The sequence below is a fragment of the Streptomyces sp. BK208 genome, from assembly GCF_004364245.1.
GTDB lineage: Bacteria > Actinomycetota > Actinomycetes > Streptomycetales > Streptomycetaceae > Streptomyces.
Genome location: NZ_SOAV01000005.1, coordinates 79,385 through 93,019 on the forward strand (window position 1 = coordinate 79,385; position 13,635 = coordinate 93,019).

Here is a 13,635-nt window from a genome sequence, read left to right on the forward strand (position 1 = left end):
GGGAGTGGGGCGGGGATGGGGACGGTGGCCACCGCTGACGTACAAGGTGGTCCAGACCAATTGAGAGTGTCAAGAGGTAGGTACGGACCAAGTGTGCGGACGGTTCACGACGGGCGGCTCGGCCTCGAAAATGCACAACCTGCCCTGTTTTGGCGCGCCTTGTGCATCACGAGTTGTTCCACAGCTGCCGAAACGCTGTTCTCCGGTCACAGACGCGTGGATACAGTGCTCAGGTAGTCACGCAGTGAAGTCATCCGGGTGTGCCGGAGTAACTCCGGCGGACCGGCGGGCATGGGAGACGGGGAGCCGCGCGTGCCAACTGCCATTGCCGTGACCAGTGCCGACATGGCACTGCCGCCGCAGGACGAACGGACGCTGCCCGCAGCCGTGCTCCAGGACGTCGACCGGCGCCCGCTGGAGCAGGTGCTGGCCGAGCTGCAGACGCTGGTCGACCAGCACGGTCACCTGATCGTGGTGTGCTCCAGGGCGGTCCCGGCGAGCGTGGAACGGCGCCTGCACACCGTCCGCGCCCTCCTGGAGACCGACCGCATCGCCCTGTTCCGCCCGCCCCTGCCGCCGCTCGGCATCGCGGTACTGGCCCGTCAGTTGCGCCAGCTCGCCTCCTGCGACCTCAGCCCCGGCGTCCTCGCCTCCGCGGGCCGTCTGCTGACCCACTACCTCCACGCCGGCGCGCTGCTCGGCTCCGTCGCCCGCCTCGACCACGTTCCCGTGACCCTGAAGGCGCACGCCAGGTCCTGGGTGCCCGGAAGCCAGTTCGGCGTCGTGGCCCACCCCGCGCCGCAGCTGGTGAAGGTCGGCTCCGAAGGCGCGCTGCGCGGGCCCGAGTTCGGCACCTGGCTGCTGGTCGCCAAGGGGCCACTCCCGTCCGACTGGGTCACCGGCACCCTCGCCCCGTCCTGGCGGGTGCAGGGGCTGCGCGAGGCGGCGCTGCCCGCGGAGTCCGCGCACTGGTGGGGGACGGGCCGGCTGACCGAGTTCTGCGCGTACCTCCCCGACCTCTCGGTCCTCTACCAACTGGTCACGTCCGTGCGGCAGAGCGCCTGCCACTGGTGCGGCATCGACGTCATCGGCGACCGGTGCGTGTTCTGCTCCGCGACTCCGCCGGCGTACGACGACGGCAGCGGCGGCGGCCGCGACCGTGCCCTGGGGCACCGCCGCGACCCCGCTCTCGGCCACCGCCGTGAGAGACGGGCCCTGACTGGGTAGGTCGGTACCGCCCCCGTCCGCCGCCCCCGTCCGCCGCCCCCGTCCGCCGCCCCCGTCCGCCGCTCCCGTCCGCCGGCCCCAGCCGTCGGTCCCGCTCCACGCCCCCCGCCCGGACTCCCGCCACCCCCAATGAGGTTGCACGGCCCATGAACTCCCGTCAGCGCCGCGGCATCATCCTGCTGATCCTGTCGGTCCTCTGCGCCCTCGGCGCGTTCGCCGGTGTGCTGTCCGTCATCGACGACGTGAAGTCCAAGGTCGGCCCCGAGGTCACCGCGTACCGGCTCAAGGCCGACATCGAGCCGTACACGGAGCTCGGCGCGACGCAGTTCGAGAAGATCGAGATGCCCGAGCGCTGGCTGTCCGGGAACGCCGTCACCGACCTGTCCCAGGTCCGCGGCAAGATAGCCGTGACCCGGCTGAAGGCGGGATCGCTGCTCCAGACCGACATGATCGTCGACACCCCCGCCCTGCGGCCCGGCCAGCAGGAGGTCGCCATCATGATCGACGCGGCGACCGGTGTCGCGGGCAAGATCACCCCGGGCGCCACCGTCAACGTGTACGCCACCTTCGAGGGGCCGCGCGAGGGCGACCCCGACCAGTCCAAGATCATCGTGACCGACGCCAGGGTCATCGACGTCGGCGAACTCACCTCGCTGGAGCCCGACGAGGACAGCCGCGACCGCGAACCCACCGACGCCGTCCCCATCACCTTCGCCCTGTCCACCATCGACGCCCAGCGCATCACCTACGCCGAGTCGTTCGCCCGGCGCGTCCGGCTCGCACTCGTGGCCCCCGGCGGCGACACCACGGTCCCCGACAAGGACCGGACGTACGAACTCGCGAAGGACAAGTGAGAGCCGCATGGCCACGAGGATCCTCCCGGCAGTCGGCGACCCGGACGCCGTACGGTCCCTCACGACCCTGCTCAGCCAGCTCCCGGACGCCGAACCGGTCGCCCCGGTCGCCGACTCCACCCAGCTCGTCGACACCCTCGCCCGCCTCGCGGCGGAGTCGGTGGACGAGCTGCCCGAGGTCGTGATCGTCCACGAGCGCATCGGCCCGGTCCCGGCCCTGGAACTGATCCGCGACGTCGCCCTGCGCTTCCCGGCCGCCGGCGTCATCCTCGTCACCTCCGACCCCGGCCCGGGCCTCTTCCAGGCCGCCATGGACCACGGCGCCCGCGGCCTGGTCGCCCTCCCGCTCGGCTACGAGGAACTCGCCAGCCGCGTCCAGGCGGTGGCCCAGTGGTCGGTGGGCGTGCGCCGGCACCTCGGCAGCGCCGTCGACGTGTTCACCGGGACCGGCGGCACCGTCGTCACCGTCAGCGGCGCCAAGGGCGGCGTGGGCACCACCCTCACCGCCATCCAACTGGCCCTGGCCGCCCAGGCGTCCGGCCGCTCCACCGCCCTGCTCGACATGGACCTCCAGACCGGCGACGTCGCCTCCTACCTGGATGTCCAGTTCCGCCGCTCCGTGGCCGACCTGGCCGCCATCACCGATCTGTCCCCGCGCGTCCTGGCCGACGCCGTCTTCCGCCACGACAGCGGCCTCGCCCTGCTGCTCGCCCCCGGCGAGGGCGAACGCGGCGAGGAGGTCACCGACCGTGCCGCCCGCCAGATCGTCGGTGCCCTGCGTTCCCGCTACGAGGTCGTCGTCGTCGACTGCGGCGCCCAGCTCGGCGGGGCCGGCGCGGCCGCCGTGGAGACGGCCGACACGGCGCTGCTGGTCACCACGCCGGACGTGGTCGCCGTACGGGGCGCCAAGCGGGCGGTGCGGATGTGGGACCGGCTGCAGATCCGCAAGGCGGAGGAGACGACCGTCGTCGTCAACCGGCACACGCGGGGGACCGAGATCCAGCCCCCGCTGATCCAGAAGATCACCGGCACGGCGCTCGCCGCGACGACCGTCCCCGCGAACTTCAAGGAACTCCAGGGCGCGGTGGACGCCGGCCGCGTGCACGAACTGGACGGCAGGAGCACCGTGAAGCAGGCCCTGTGGGCCCTCGCGGGCGAACTGGGCCTGGCCGGCGCGCCGGAGGGGGGCCGCAAGAGCCACGGGCGCCTGCGGCCGGACCGGGGCGCGGCCGGCTTCCGGCGCCGGAAGGAGAGCGCGGGGTGAGCGTGTCACGCGCCCGGCGACAGGCCCGGGACGGGGAGAGCGGCCAGGTCACCATCGAGTTCCTCGGCATGACCCCGGTGATCGTCGCGACGCTGGTGGTGCTGTGGCAGCTCGTGCTCGTGGGATACACGTACACGCTCGCGGGGAATGCTGCCGACGAGGCGGTACGGGCGGCGACGGCGGCCGAGCGCGGGGCGCGGGACGCCGCGTGCCGTCAGGCGGGCCTGGACAAGCTGCCGGGCTCCTGGGAGGGAGGCGCCGAGGTGCAATGCGGCGGCGCGGGCGGCTACGTCACCGCCGACGTGCGCATCGAGGTCCCGGTCCTCTTCCCGGGCACCCTCAGCGTCCCCTTCACCGTGCACGGACACGCCGGGGCCGTGGAAGAGGAGGACGACTGAGATGCCGTACGCGCGCACGGGCGGCCGCGCCAGGGACCGAGGCCAGGTGGCCATCGAGTACCTCGGCTTCCTCCCCATCCTGGTCCTGGTCGGCATGGCCGTCGTACAACTCGGCCTGATCGCCTACACCGCCCAGCAGGCCGGCACCGCGGCCCGTGCGGGCGCGCGCAGCGCCTCGCTGGGGGAGAGCGCGGCGGGAGCCTGCGCGGCGGCCGTCAGCAGCTGGCTGGCGGACGGCACCGACTGCCCGCCGTCGGAAGGCGCCGACGAGGTGACGGTCACCGCCACCGTCCACATCCCCACCATCGTCCCCGGCTGGGACTTCGGGGACGCCACCCGGACGGCCACCATGCCGCTGGACCACTGACCGAGGAGCCCGAGGACGCATGAGCCTGCGCGCACGCATCCACTCCCCCGAGGAGCACGGCAGCCGGGGCGAGGACGGCCACCTGGTCGCCTCCTACCGGGCCAAGCTCCTGGAGGAGATCGACCTCGCCGAGATGAGCTCCCTGGCGGCGGCCGAGCGCCGGGCCCGCCTGGAGCGGGTCCTCGGGCACATCATCAGCCGCGAGGGACCCGTCCTGTCGACGGTCGAACGCGCCCAGCTGATCCGCCGGGTCGTCGACGAGGCCCTGGGCCTCGGCATCCTGGAGCCGCTCCTCGAAGACGCCTCGATCACGGAGATCATGGTCAACGGCCCCGAAGCGATCTTCGTGGAGCGGGCCGGCCGCGTCGAGCAACTGCCCCTCCGCTTCGCCTCCCACGACCAGCTGATGCAGACCATCGAGCGCATCGTCTCGACGGTCAACCGCCGCGTGGACGAGTCGAACCCGATGGTCGACGCCCGCCTCCCCTCCGGCGAGCGCGTCAACGTCATCATCCCGCCGCTCTCCCTCACCGGAGCGACGCTCACCATCCGCCGCTTCCCGCGCTCCTTCACCCTCCAGGAGCTGATCGGCCTCGGCTCGCTCGACGAGAACATGCTCTACCTGCTGGCCGGCCTGGTGCAGGCCCGCTTCAACATCATCGTCTCGGGTGCGACCGGCACCGGGAAGACGACCCTCCTCAACGCCCTCTCCGGTCTCATCCCGGAGTCCGACCGCATCATCACCATCGAGGACTCGGCCGAACTCCAGCTCCAGCAGGCGCACGTCATCCGCCTGGAGTCCCGCCCGCCGAACGTCGAGGGCCAGGGCCGCGTCACCATCCGCGACCTGGTCCGCAACTCGCTGCGCATGCGCCCCGACCGCATCGTCGTCGGCGAGGTGCGCGGCGGCGAGTCCCTGGACATGCTCCAGGCCATGTCCACGGGCCACGACGGCTCGTTGGCCACCGTGCACGCCAACAGCGCCGAGGACGCCCTGATGCGCCTGCAGACCCTGGCCTCGATGTCGGACGTGGAGATCCCCTTCGTCGCCCTGCACGACCAGATCAACAGCTCCGTCGACGTCATCATCCAGCTCACCCGCTTCGCCGACGGCGCCCGCCGCATCACCGAGATCGCCATGCTCGCCAGCCACGGCGGCGAGCCGTACCGGCTCGCCACGGTCGCCCGTTTCAACGCCCGCCCGATGACCGCCGACGGCCGCGTCGCCGGCGCGTACGAGTACCACGCCCTCCCGCGACGCACCGCCGAGCGCCTCTACCTGGCGGGCCAGCCCGTCCCGCAGGCCTTCGGCGTGGCCCACACCCCGGACCAGCTCACCACCCGAGAAGCCAGGTAGGACCGCCCGATGGAACCGGAACTCGACACGCTCGTCACGCTCACCACCGGCGTCACGCTGCTGACCTGCGTCCTGGCGGTCGCCGGCCTGCACTCGTACGCCGCCGGCAAGGCGCAGCGGGCGGCCCTGGTCGACCGCCTCACCGCGTCCGGGCAGAGCCGGACGAGCGGACGCCGGCGCCGTTTCCCGGCCCTGGACCGCCGGCTGCGCCGCACCGGGCTCGGCAGGAACCTGGAACGGCGCCTGTCGGCGACCGGTCTGGACGTGACCCCCGGCGAGTTCTTCGCGTACATGGTGGCGACGGTCGCCGGCCTGTGGCTGATCGGCCAGGCCGCCCTGGCCCCCTTCTTCGGCCCGCTGGCCGGCCTGCTGGGCATCGGCGTCGCTCTCCAGTTCCTCAACTGGCAACGCCAGAAACGCATCGAGAAGTTCATCAACCAGCTCCCCGAACTCGCCCGCATCCTCGCCAACGCCACCCAGGCGGGCCTCGCCCTGCGCACCGCCATCGGCATGGCGGCGGAGGAGCTGGAGGCCCCGGCCGGCGAGGAACTGGCCAAGGTGGCCGACCAACTCGCCATCGGCGCCACCATGGACGACGCCCTCGGCGAACTCGCCGGCCGCCTCCCCTCCCGCGAGCTGGTGGTCCTGGTCACCACCCTCGTCCTGTCCAACCGCGCGGGCGGCCAGGTGGTCAGCGCGCTGCGCAACCTGACGGAGACCCTGGAGGAACGCAAGGAGACCCGGCGCGAGGTCCGCACCCAGCTCTCCCAGGTCACGATGACCTCGTACGCCGTCCCCGTCCTGGGCATCGGCTCGTTGCTCCTGATGAACGGCGTCAAGGACGGCGCCCTGGAGCGCATGACGGGCTCCTCGGCCGGCCAGGCAGCGGTGATCACCGCCTTCGCGCTGTACGCCGTCGGCTTCGTCCTCATCCGCCGCCTGTCCCGCATCGACGTCTGAGAGGAGGTGAGCGACGACATGGGACTCCCGCTCCCCGGCATCCTCCTGGCCCTCCTCATGGGCCTGGGCGTCTGGGGCGTCTTCGCCGGCATCCGCATGTACCGGGCGGACGCCAAGCTCCCCGACGACCTCGCCCTCGCCCTGGAGGTCGGCGCCACCCGCACCGGCGCGGCGCACTCCCTCATCGACCGCATGGGCATGCGCTACGCCCCCGCCGTGCAGCGCCTCATGGGCCCGGCCCTGGTCGCCCGCTACCGCCGCCGGATCGACCTGGCCGGCAACCCCGGCGGCCTCACCATCGACCGCTACGCCGCCCGCCGCGCGGTCTACGGCTTCCTGGGCGCCCTCGGCTTCCTGGTCTTCGTCCTCCGGGGCCAGTACCTGGTGGCCCTCCTGCTCCTGGCCTTCGGCGCGTTCTGGACGGAGGTGGGCATCTGGTCGGCGATCCGCATCCGCAGGGACGTCATCGAGCGCACGCTCCCCGACTTCCTGGACGTCCTGGCGGTGGTGGTCAGCGCGGGCCTGGGTTTCCGCCAGGCCCTGGACCGGGTGTCGACGCGCTACGAGGGCCCCTGGGCCGACGAACTGCGCATCACACTGCGCCAGATGGACCTCGGCATGAGCCGCCGCGAAGCCTTCACGGAGCTGCGCCGGCGCAACGACTCCGAGCAGGTGGCGATGTTCGTGACGGCACTCCAGCAGGGCGAGGAACTGGGCGCCCCGATCGTCGACACCCTGGTCTCCCTCGCCAAGGACATGCGCCGCACCGACGCCCAGAACGCCCGCCGCAAGGCCGCGCGCGCCGTCCCCAAGGCCACGCTGATGATCACGACCTTCATGGTCCCGGCCACGATGATCCTCCTCGGCGCGGGCCTGATCCTGGGCTCGGGGACGGACTTCGGCACCATCACGGGCGAGTAGGGGAGGAGGAGCGGCGCCATGACGGTCCAGCGTCCAGGAGAGGAGGAGCACGTACGCCACCAAAGTGCGAATGCACACGCATCGTCCACGTCAACTGGCGCGGGAGTAACGCCCAGTAGGGCTACTTTCGCGCAAGTCCTTTCGCACTTGCAATCAACTGTGGGACAGTCGATGCCTGGTATTCCCGCCGGGCCGAGGTCCCGACCGAGCGCAAGGGAGGTGGAGATCACGAACGCCGCGACATCCGGCACGACCAGCCGCCCGATCCCCACCGCCCACCCGCACGTTCCGCACGAGGAACGCGGCTTCGCCCACCCTGGAGGGGAACACCATGACCAACTGGCTTCACACCGCCGCCGCCCACCTGCACACCCACACCGCCCACCGCGACGACAAGGGCCAGACGGCCGTGGAGTACCTGGGCATCATCGCGGTGGTGGTGGCGATCGTGCTGGCGATCACGGGGACGGATATCGGGCAGACGATTTTCGACGCGATCACGTCGAAGATCGCCGAAGTCACCGGTGGCTGAGTCGACGAGGACAGTGCCGCGATGCAGGGCAGGCTTTCCCCATCTACATCACGGTGGTGGGAGGCCTGCTTCTGCTGGCCCTCGCGTACTTCGCTGTCGGCCAAGCCGGCGCTACTCGCAGCGACGCTCAAACGGCAGCAGATGCTGCGGCGCTCGCTGCGGCTCTGGAAACGCGGGATCAACTTGTCGATCAGTGGGTCGCGAACATCCTCGAACCGAGTTCATGGCAGGCCATATTCGACGGCAAAGCGTCTGTATCCGATTCCTGTTGGCGTGCTCAACAGCTCGCGGAGCGCAATGACGCACAGGCGACGTGCCGTCCGGACGGCCTGTTGGGCTACACCGTCGTCGCGAGGACCCATGGTTCCGTAGGCGACAGCATCGTCCCGGGCACGGAGAACCAGAAGGCCACGGAGTCCGCAACCGCGGTCATCGAGAGTCGATGCTCGTTCGAACTGCCCTCTGAGGAACAACCTGGCGAGGCGGAGTTGCCGAGTCTGTCGTGCGAGGGCCAACGATGGGACTTGACGCCGGACGATCTTACGGACCTGCCCCAGCCGGAGGATTTGTTCGACGTACACCTGGCCGATTCACCAGTGAGTGACGAGTGACGAAGGAAACGAAGACATGAGCATTCGGGTCTCACCGGGCAGGGCGGCACTCTCACTGGCCGCACTCGTCAGCCTGACCTTCGGTGTTGTCGGCTGCAGCAGCGGTGGCGACGACGACAAGCCCAAGGCCCCGACGTCGGCGTCCACTGCGGAGGAAGCCGGGCCGAGCGCTCAAGAGGGCAGCAAGGAAGAGCCGCTGGCTGAGCTGAAGGGCAGCGCCGGGTTGCTTCTACGGATTACCTCCGCCGAGCGCGACACCGGCGGATTCGTGACGGTGAACGGCGAGCTGAAGAACGACGGCGACAAGAGCGTGGCTATCCCGTCGGGCCTGAGCGGCAACGAGACCGAGATCATCAAGAACGGCCGGTCCCTCGGCGGGGCCACATTGGTCGACTCCAAGAGCAAGAAGCGGTATTACGTACTGCGTGACACAGAAGGTCGTCCGCTGACGACGACGGGTCTCTCGACGATCAAATCCGGGGACCGGCTATCCGTGTTCATGCAGTTCCCATCCCCACCAGCGGCCACGACCGAGGTCACTTTCCAGCTTCCGACTTTCACCAGCGCGACCATCTCGATCTCCGGGTGAGGGCAACATGGCCCCGACACCCCGCCTGCTGGCCGCCGTCACCCTCGTGCTCGCCACGACCCTCTACGGCACCACCACGGCCCACGCCGAAGACGACCCCAACGACCCCCCGGGCACGGATCCCTCCGCCTCCGCCTCCGTGGAGGTCGACCCCAACGACCCCGACCTCAAGCTCCCGGACGGCGCCACGCTCGCCCAGGCCAAGGTCCTGGACATCAAGTCGGTCGTGGAAGAGCAGAGCGGCGACGAACGCCGCGAGGACACCAACACCAGCGTGACGCTCGCGCTCCAGGCCGAGGTGCTGTTCGGCAAGGACAGCGCGAAACTCGGCGCCGAGGCGAAGTCCCGCATCAGGGGCATCGCCGACGAGATCAGGACCCAGAACGCCACCCGCGTCCGCGTCTTCGGCTTCACCGACGACCTCGGCTCCTCCGCCCACGGCGACGTACTTTCCAAGCGACGCGCCAACGCCGTGCACGACGTGCTGTCCCAGTCCCTCAACGACGCCGGCATCACCTACGAGGTCCGCGGCTACGGCGAGCAGTACCCCATCGCGGACAACGCCACGGAGTCCGGCCGCAAGAAGAACCGCAGGGTCGAGGTCTCCTTCCCCCGCACGGAGCCCTGACGCACCATGAGCAGACGAACGCGCCCAGGCCCGAGCCCCGCCCGCACGGCGCTGACAGCCCTGGCGGTGCTGACGGCCGTCGCGACGGCGGCGTGCAGCAACGCGCCGGAGTCCGACGAGGAGCCCGCTCCCCGGAACAGCCCCACGACCTCCCGCCCCGCCCCCGAGCCCACCACCCCGTCGGCGGCGGACGGCACAGACATCAGCGCATGCGCCGACGGCGACTGCGAGATCACGGTGACCGAGCCCGTGACCATCCCCTTCCAGGGACCGGCCGACGGCAGCCGGGCAACGCTGTCGGTGACGGCGGTCGGCCCGGACGAGATCGAGTACGAGGTGAAGTCGGGCCACAACCGGTCCAAGGGCAGCGCGAGCGGCCCGGGCCAGGGCTGCCTCACCTACCTGCGCGAGAACGGCAGCGGCAACTCCTGCGGCCCCCTCGACGCCACCCGCCCGAGCCCGCAGCCCGGCGCGGTGGTGATCCAGGCGACGACGGGCACGAACGGCACGGCCGTCCTGCACATCGTCTCGCCCTGAGGCACCCGCCCGCTCGCAGCGCCGCGGCGGACGTCACCGGCGACCGGCCCCACGGTCCGGCGTCGCCGGGCCCTCCTCGATCTCGACCCGCGCCCCCACCCGCACCCCCCACTGACCCATCGCCCCCGCCTCGGCCTCCAGCACGTGCCGCGCCCGCAGCCGGGGCAGCCCCAGCCGGCCCGGCCGCATGGTGCGCACGGCGACGACCGTGAGTCTCCGGTCCAGGTAGGCCACGTCGATGGCCATCCGCATCCGAAAGGTGTGCACGCTGTTGGCAGGGGTCAGCAGCATCGCCCCCTCGACGGAGTCCCGCCCCAACAGCCCCCTGGAACGCGCACGGTACGAGGCCGCGATCTCCAACGGGACGCGAAGGCCCGCCGCCCCGCCCCGCCCCTCCACGACCAGCACACCCTCCCCGTCCCGCCGCCGCCTCCGCCCCCACCCCATACCTGTTCCCCTCACCCTCACCCCGACCCGCCGCTCCGACCTTCCTGCCGAACGTATCCGCCGGGAACGGAACCGACACCGGCTTCGGGAACACGCGTCGCACGGTTGCTCGTGCCGCAGCTACGGCGCCCGCGTGCCGACCGGCCTCGCCCTGGTGCCGCTCGGCCCCACTGGATAGCGTCAGTTGGCCGAAGTGAAACCTCGCCCCTCAGGAGCTGACCGTGAACCGCCACTTCACCCGCATCACAGCGCTCACACTGACCGCCGCCGCGGCCTTGACGCTGTCCGCGTGCGGAGGCGACGACGACTCCGGCAAGAGGGAGGACAAGACCGCGGCGGCGGACACCGGCAGCTCCAGCTCATCGGCGTCATCGACTGCGTCGGCGTCGGCGGATCCCGGCCGGCCGCAGATCGAACTGCCCCCCGACCTCTCGTACACCTTCGACTGGCCCAGAACCCGGGACAAGGACAAGAACGCCGTGCTCGCCGACGGAGAGCAGTCCATCAAGGCCGTGGACCTGGCCATCGTCAATCAGGACCCGCTCGACAAGGCGTACCTCTTCTACTACGAGGGTGAAGCCGCGGCCGGCACGGAGGAGTTCATCAAGGCGTATGTCAATGAGAACGCACGAGTGACGGGCGCGTACCGGTTCTACGACGCGGTGGTCAACATTCGCAGCAAGAGCGCTGCCTCACTTGTCTATTGCGAGGACCAGGGCAAAGCCTACGACATGTACCTGAAGCCGAGGAAAGTCAACAAGACGCCCGTGACCAGGAACAGCTACGTGCTGTACAACACTCAGTTGCGCAAAAACGACAAGGGTGTGTGGGTTGTGCAGGAGATTCACTCCCAGAGGGGCAGTGACAGCTGCCAGCCCTGACCGTGCGCGGGTCCGGAATCTCTCCTCTGGTGTACGTCGGTCCCGGTGGATAGCGTTGCTTCGCTGAAGAGAAGACTCGTCCCCCCCAGGAGCTGACCGTGAATCGCCGCCGACCCACCCTCATCACAGCGCTCACGCTGACCGCCGTCGCGGCCCTGACGCTGTCCGCGTGCGGAGGCGACGACAGCCCCGACAAGGGGGAGGGCAAGATCGCGGGGGCGGACGCCGCGAATGCAACGCCGTCCGAGTCGCTGAGCGATACGGCTTCGGCGTCGCCTGACAGGCCGAAGATCGCCCTGCCGGACGACGTGACGTACAAATTCGAGTGGGCCAAAACCGGTGATCCGGGAAAGAATGCAGTACTGCGTGATGCCGAACAGCGCATCAAGGCTGTGGACATGGCCATCGCGGAGCAGGATCCGCTTCACGCGGCCTATCGGTACTACTCTGAGGGCGAAGCGGCCGCCGACAGCGAGAAGTACATTCAGGAATTCGTGGATCACAAGGCTCGTACGACGGGCCTGACTCGCTACTACGGTGAAAGTGTCGCTCTCAACGATGACGGTACCGCGGCACTTGTGTACTGTGAGGATCAGAGCAAGTCGTTCAACAAGTTCCTCAAAACAGGGAAAGCCGACGTCACGCAGGTGACGGACGACAGCTACGTTGTTTACGCCGGTACGCTTCGGAAGAACGGCAAGGGCGTCTGGGTGACGGAGCGGCTGTCTTCGGAGCGGGGGAGTGCGAAGTGCCGTCCATGAGTCGCCGAACGAGTTGCCTCCTGCCGGTCGGAGTTGCCGTTCTTCTCCTGTCCTCCGTGGGCCCCGCGCATGCCGGGAGCCCGCAGCACGGCGCGGTGGTGAACCAGGCGACGATGGGCACGAACGGCACCAGGTAGGCCACGTCGATGGCCATCCGCATCCGGAAGGTGTGCACGCTGTTGGCGGGCGTCAACAGCATCGCTGCCCTCGACGGAGTCCCGCCCCAACAGTCCTCTGGAACACGCACGGTACGAAGCCGCGATCTCCAACGGGACGCGAAGGCCCGTGGCGCCGCCCCGCCCCTCCACGACCAGCACACCCACCCCCTCCCGCCGACGCCTCCGCCGCCCCCACCGATCCCCTCATCCCTTCTGGATAGCGTCAGCGTTGCCGAAGAGAAGCCTCGCCCCTCAGGAGCTGATCGTGAACCGCCACTTCACCCGCATCGCAGCGCTCACGCTCACCGCCGCCGCGGCCCTGACGCTGTCCGCGTGCGGAAGCGACGACAGCTCCGGCAAGGCCGGGACCGAAAGCCCAGGAGCGGACGCGGGTGACGAGGCGGCGAAGGCGCCGAGTCCGTCCGCTTCCTCCACTGCGGCGGCAGGCCGGCCTCACATTGAGCTTCCGGCGGACCTGAAGCTGACCTTCGAGGGTGTTGCTACCGGAGACCCCGTGAAGGATGCCGTACTCGTCGACAACGCGGAGCGGATGCGTGCCGTCGATGCCGCGATCGCCGGAACGGACCCTGAGGGTAAGGCGATCCGCTTCTACAACACGGGTAGGGCCTTGGAAGCAGCCGTATCGTGGATCGGTCAGTTCGAGAAGGCCGACGCCACTGTGACCGGTCGGGTTCGCTACTTCGAGCGGAAGGTGACGCTCAAGAGTCCGACCTCAGCTGTCCTGACGTTCTGCGCGGACGAGAGCAAGGGCTTCAGCAAGGACAAGAAGACCGGCAAGGTCGCCAAGACGCCCGTCACCGAGAACAGCTTCGTCCACTACGACACCAGGCTCGACAAGAACGCCGACGGTGTCTGGCAGACATCACAGATCGTCTCTACGAGAGGGCTGGCTCAATGCCAGCCGTAGCCGGGGCGCAGGGCGCCCGGGCGTTGGATGGCGGGTTCGTGTCCGCCGGGAGTCTCACGGTCGGCTACTCCTCCGGGTCCCAACGTGCAATCCCGCTCTGAGCCTTCGGCCGACGGATCCCGGTGAGTGTCCGGGGCGTCTCGTAGACACAGCGTGATCACGAGGTTGGCTCTGGTGTCCCTCCATCCCGATGGATAGCGTGGCTTCGCTCAAGA

At 70.0% G+C, this 13,635-nt stretch carries 17 protein-coding genes and 1 pseudogene; 16 read left to right on the top strand and 2 right to left on the bottom strand.

Features of this window, described 5'->3' with window-relative positions; genetic code table 11:
* The first annotated feature begins 291 nt into the window (after positions 1 to 291).
* The 13 genes from EV562_RS13920 to EV562_RS13980 all read left to right on the top strand — a co-directional run bounded on the left by EV562_RS13920 (position 292) and on the right by EV562_RS13980 (position 10,245).
* On the top strand, positions 292 to 1,227 hold the full coding sequence (locus tag EV562_RS13920; RefSeq protein WP_133887121.1) for a hypothetical protein: 936 nt from the start codon (positions 292 to 294) through the stop codon (positions 1,225 to 1,227).
* A gap of 146 nt (positions 1,228 to 1,373) precedes the next feature.
* Positions 1,374 to 2,081, top strand: a complete 708-nt coding sequence (cpaB, locus tag EV562_RS13925) for a Flp pilus assembly protein CpaB (protein WP_133887122.1) — start codon at positions 1,374 to 1,376, stop codon at positions 2,079 to 2,081.
* Positions 2,082 to 2,088: 7 nt separating this feature from the next.
* Positions 2,089 to 3,345: an AAA family ATPase gene (locus EV562_RS13930; protein ID WP_133887123.1), complete on the top strand. Its 1,257-nt coding sequence runs from the start codon at positions 2,089 to 2,091 to the stop codon at positions 3,343 to 3,345.
* Entirely contained in the window at positions 3,342 to 3,743 is a 402-nt protein-coding gene (locus EV562_RS13935; protein WP_133887124.1) for a TadE/TadG family type IV pilus assembly protein, read from the top strand. Before EV562_RS13930 ends, EV562_RS13935 begins: the two co-directional genes overlap by 4 nt.
* 1 nt (position 3,744) lies before the next feature.
* A complete protein-coding gene (locus tag EV562_RS13940; protein WP_133887125.1) occupies positions 3,745 to 4,110 on the top strand; it encodes a TadE/TadG family type IV pilus assembly protein in 366 nt (121 codons plus the stop codon).
* 19 nt (positions 4,111 to 4,129) lie between these two features.
* On the top strand, positions 4,130 to 5,467 hold the full coding sequence (locus EV562_RS13945) for a CpaF family protein (RefSeq protein WP_133887126.1): 1,338 nt from the start codon (positions 4,130 to 4,132) through the stop codon (positions 5,465 to 5,467).
* 9 nt (positions 5,468 to 5,476) lie between these two features.
* On the top strand, positions 5,477 to 6,427 hold the full coding sequence (locus EV562_RS13950; protein ID WP_133887127.1) for a type II secretion system F family protein: 951 nt from the start codon (positions 5,477 to 5,479) through the stop codon (positions 6,425 to 6,427).
* An 18-nt stretch (positions 6,428 to 6,445) separates the two neighbouring features.
* Entirely contained in the window at positions 6,446 to 7,348 is a 903-nt protein-coding gene (locus EV562_RS13955) for a DUF5936 domain-containing protein (protein WP_133887128.1), read from the top strand.
* A 331-nt stretch (positions 7,349 to 7,679) separates the two neighbouring features.
* Positions 7,680 to 7,880 carry a Flp family type IVb pilin gene (locus tag EV562_RS13960; RefSeq protein ID WP_133887129.1) on the top strand — a complete coding sequence of 67 codons (201 nt, stop codon included), beginning with the start codon at positions 7,680 to 7,682 and terminating at the stop codon, positions 7,878 to 7,880.
* Positions 7,877 to 8,491 carry a pilus assembly protein TadG-related protein gene (locus EV562_RS13965; protein WP_133887452.1) on the top strand — a complete coding sequence of 205 codons (615 nt, stop codon included), beginning with the start codon at positions 7,877 to 7,879 and terminating at the stop codon, positions 8,489 to 8,491. Before EV562_RS13960 ends, EV562_RS13965 begins: the two co-directional genes overlap by 4 nt.
* A gap of 16 nt (positions 8,492 to 8,507) precedes the next feature.
* Positions 8,508 to 9,080 (top strand): hypothetical protein, encoded by a 573-nt coding sequence (locus EV562_RS13970; RefSeq protein ID WP_133887130.1) that lies wholly within the window; start codon positions 8,508 to 8,510, stop codon positions 9,078 to 9,080.
* 7 nt (positions 9,081 to 9,087) lie between these two features.
* Entirely contained in the window at positions 9,088 to 9,708 is a 621-nt protein-coding gene (locus EV562_RS13975) for an OmpA family protein (RefSeq protein WP_133887131.1), read from the top strand.
* 6 nt (positions 9,709 to 9,714) lie between these two features.
* Complete coding sequence (locus tag EV562_RS13980) at positions 9,715 to 10,245, top strand: hypothetical protein (RefSeq protein ID WP_133887132.1); 531 nt, start codon at positions 9,715 to 9,717, stop codon at positions 10,243 to 10,245.
* 33 nt (positions 10,246 to 10,278) lie between these two features.
* On the opposite strand, the gene EV562_RS13985 is transcribed toward EV562_RS13980, so the two are convergent.
* Positions 10,279 to 10,692, bottom strand: coding sequence for a DUF192 domain-containing protein (locus tag EV562_RS13985; RefSeq protein ID WP_133887133.1), 414 nt, complete (start codon positions 10,690 to 10,692; stop codon positions 10,279 to 10,281).
* A 221-nt stretch (positions 10,693 to 10,913) separates the two neighbouring features.
* On the opposite strand from EV562_RS13985, the gene EV562_RS13990 reads away from it, so the two are divergent.
* On the top strand, positions 10,914 to 11,573 hold the full coding sequence (locus tag EV562_RS13990) for a hypothetical protein (protein WP_133887134.1): 660 nt from the start codon (positions 10,914 to 10,916) through the stop codon (positions 11,571 to 11,573).
* 98 nt (positions 11,574 to 11,671) lie between these two features.
* On the top strand, positions 11,672 to 12,334 hold the full coding sequence (locus EV562_RS14000; RefSeq protein ID WP_208298348.1) for a hypothetical protein: 663 nt from the start codon (positions 11,672 to 11,674) through the stop codon (positions 12,332 to 12,334).
* Positions 12,335 to 12,464: 130 nt separating this feature from the next.
* Here EV562_RS14000 and EV562_RS35575 read toward each other — a convergent pair.
* Positions 12,465 to 12,657 (bottom strand): annotated as a pseudogene (locus tag EV562_RS35575) (DUF192 domain-containing protein); the annotation flags it as partial.
* A gap of 100 nt (positions 12,658 to 12,757) precedes the next feature.
* On the opposite strand from EV562_RS35575, the gene EV562_RS14010 reads away from it, so the two are divergent.
* Complete coding sequence (locus tag EV562_RS14010; RefSeq protein WP_166661773.1) at positions 12,758 to 13,420, top strand: hypothetical protein; 663 nt, start codon at positions 12,758 to 12,760, stop codon at positions 13,418 to 13,420.
* The last annotated feature ends 215 nt before the right edge of the window (positions 13,421 to 13,635 follow it).